The following is a 3153-nucleotide window of genomic DNA, read 5'->3' as shown; positions in this document are numbered from 1 at the left end:
TAAATCTGTGGTGGCGGCAACCTACTCTCCCGGACATGACTCCAGTACCATCGGCGTAACGGGGCTTAACGGCTCTGTTCGGTATGGGAAGAGGTGGTCCCCCGCACCCTTACCACCATCCCAGCTCTTGGTGGATGACTTTCTGCAGGGAAAGTACCATCGCACTTTAATGGTGTCTTGGTTTCTTTGTGAGAAAAGGAAATCACAAACGCTTGATTGCTTGGGCAAAGATCAACTGGCACTACGGCCTTCAGGTCATTAGTACGGCTCGGCTCTAGCGCTCTCACGCCCTGCACCTGCCGCCTATCCACGTCATCGTCTCTAACGTCCTTCAACAGAAGACTCATCTCCGGGCCGGCTTCGCACTTAGATGCTTTCAGCGCTTATCCAAACCCCACGTAGCTACCCGGCCGTACCGTGGGCACAATAACCGGTTCACCAGCGGTGAGTCCACCCCGGTCCTCTCGTACTAAGGGCAGCCCCCGTCAATCTTCTTACGCCCACCACAGATAGGGACCGAACTGTCTCACGACGTTCTGAACCCAGCTCGCGTGCCACTTTAATCGGCGAACAGCCGAACCCTTGGGACCTTCTCCAGCCCCAGGATGTGACGAGCCGACATCGAGGTGCCAAACCTCCCCGTCGATGTGAGCTCTTGGGGGAGATCAGCCTGTTATCCCCGGCGTACCTTTTATCCTTTGAGCGATGGCCCACCCATGCGGAACCACCGGATCACTATACCCTGCTTTCGCACCAGCTCGGCCTGTCTGCCTCACTGTCAAGCTCGCTTCTGCTATTGCACTCCACAGCCGGTTACCAACCGGCCTGAGCGAACCTTTGGAAGCCTCCGTTACCCTTTCGGAGGCGACCACCCCAGTCAAACTACCCACCAACCACGGTCCCTCTCATAAAGAGGTTAGACGCCAACACACAAAAGGGTGGTATTTCAACGGTGACTCCCCGATGCCTGGCGACACCGGCTCACAGTCTCCCACCTATCCTACACATTTCTGTGCCAGCGTCCATGATAAGTTGTAGTAAAGGTGCACGGGGTCTTTCCGTCCCGTGGCGGGTATCCGGCATCTTCACCGGAACTACAATTTCACCGAGCTCATGGCTGAGACAGTGCCCAGATCGTTACACCATTCGTGCAGGTCGGAACTTACCCGACAAGGAATTTCGCTACCTTAGGACCGTTATAGTTACGGCCGCCGTTTACCGGGGCTTCAGTTCAGCGCTTCGAGTTGCCCCTAACGCCCCCCCTTAACCTTCCGGCACCGGGCAGGTGTCAGACCCTATACTGAATCTCTCGATTTCGCAGAGTCCTGTGTTTTTGGTAAACAGTCGCCTGGGCCTTTGCTCTGCAGCCTCCCCTCGCGGGGTAGGCCCCCCTTCTCCCGAAGTTACAGGGTCAATTGGCCGAGTTCCTTAGCCATGATTCACTCGAGCACCTTAGATTTTTCATCTCAACTACCTGTGTCGGTTTGCGGTACGGTTGCCCTCTTGATTAGCGATAGCGGCTTTTCTTGGAAGCCCGTCGGGATCACTATCCCGGCCCCCCGAAGGGCGCCAGGTACTATCGGTCGCCACCTAAACCCCCGGATTTGCCTGGGGGTCCAAAAGCTTATGACCTTCAACGCCCTATTCCCGCAGGGCGCGAATCCGTCCGTACTCCGTCCCCGCTTCTCTCAAAAGGCCAGTACGGGAATATTAACCCGTTTACCCTCAGGTCCGGCTCTCGCCTGCCCCTTAGGAGCCGACTCACCCACCGTTGATTGCCATCGCGGTGGAATCCTTAGTCTTTCGGTGTGCGGGGTTCTCACCCGCATTGTCGTTACTTATGCCTACATTTGCTTTTCTATGCGGTCCAGCCCGGCTCACGCCCAACCTTCACCCCCCATAGAATGCTCTCCTACCACAACTAGCCAAGCTAGTGTCCACGGCTTCAGTGGATGGCTTCATGCCCGTTTATTATCGATGCCCGCCTCGCTCGACCAGTGAGCTGTTACGCACTCTTTAAAGGAATAGCTGCTTCCAAGCTAACCTCCTGGCTGTCTCGGCAACCGGACCTCCTTTGTTCAACTGAGCCATCACTTGGGGACTTTAGCCGGTGGTCTGGGTTGTTCCCCTCTCGGAGTCGGACCTTAGCACCCGACCCCTCACTCCCGCATCCATTCCCAGGCATTCGGAGTTCGTCAGAAGTTGGTAGGATGTGACTCCCCCTAGTCCTATCGGTAGCTCTACCTCCTGGGAATTTGACATGCAAGGCTGTTCCTAAAAACATTTCGGAGAGTACGAGCTATTTCCGGGTTTGATTGGCCTTTCACCCCTACCCGCAGCTCATCCAAAAACTTTTCAACGTTTACTGGTGCGGTCCTCCATGACATGTTACTGCCACTTCAACCTGGCCACGGGTAGATCACCCGGTTTCGCGTCTACCCCCCCTGACTAAGCGCCCTGTTCAGACTCGCTTTCGCTTCGGCTCCCCTCCTCAAAGAGGTTAACCTGGCCAGGGACGGTAACTCGTAGGCTCATTATGCAAAAGGCACGCCGTCACCCCACGTAAGGGCTCCGACCGGTTGTAGGCGTCTGGTTTCAGGTTCTATTTCACCCCGCTGCTGGCGGTACTTTTCACCGTTCCCTCACGGTACTGGTTCGCTATCGGTCTCTGAGGTGTATTTAGCCTTGGCAGATGGTGCTGCCAGCTTCAGAGGGGGTTCCTCCGGCCCCCCCCTACTCAGGATCCCAATCCCACCAACAAATCCTACCCGTACGGGGCTATCACCCGCTCTGGCGGCTCTTCCCAAAGCCTTCCGGTTTGTCTGTTGATTTGATGACTGGTCCTACAACCCCGACATGGCCGTAACCACATCGGTTTGGGCTGTGCCCCGTTCGCTCGCCACTACTTAGGGTATCACTACTTGTTTTCTCTTCCTGCGGGTACTTAGATGTTTCAGTTCCCCACGTTTGCCCCACACTAGGTGGTGATGTAGCTTCACTACACCGGGTTGCCCCATTCGGAGACCGGCGGATCCAAGGATGTGTGCTCCTCCCCGCCGTTTTCGCTGCTGTCCGCGTCCTTCTTCGCCACTCAGAGCCATAGGCATCCCCCAGACGCCCTTCCTTGGCCGTAGCCAACATTGCCTTTACCTT

2 rRNA genes are annotated in these 3153 nt (G+C 56.3%); both read right to left on the bottom strand.

The features are described from left to right. Nucleotides 1-8: 8 nt before the first annotated feature. Nucleotides 9-120 (bottom strand): 5S ribosomal RNA (rrf, locus tag ACO2Q8_RS29295). Nucleotides 121-239: 119 nt separating this feature from the next. After that, nucleotides 240-3134 (bottom strand): 23S ribosomal RNA (locus ACO2Q8_RS29290). Nucleotides 3135-3153 lie beyond the last annotated feature (19 nt).

The sequence above is a fragment of the Larkinella sp. VNQ87 genome (assembly GCF_049445795.1).
GTDB lineage: Bacteria > Bacteroidota > Bacteroidia > Cytophagales > Spirosomataceae > Larkinella.
This window is presented reverse-complemented; position numbering and strand designations above follow the sequence as displayed.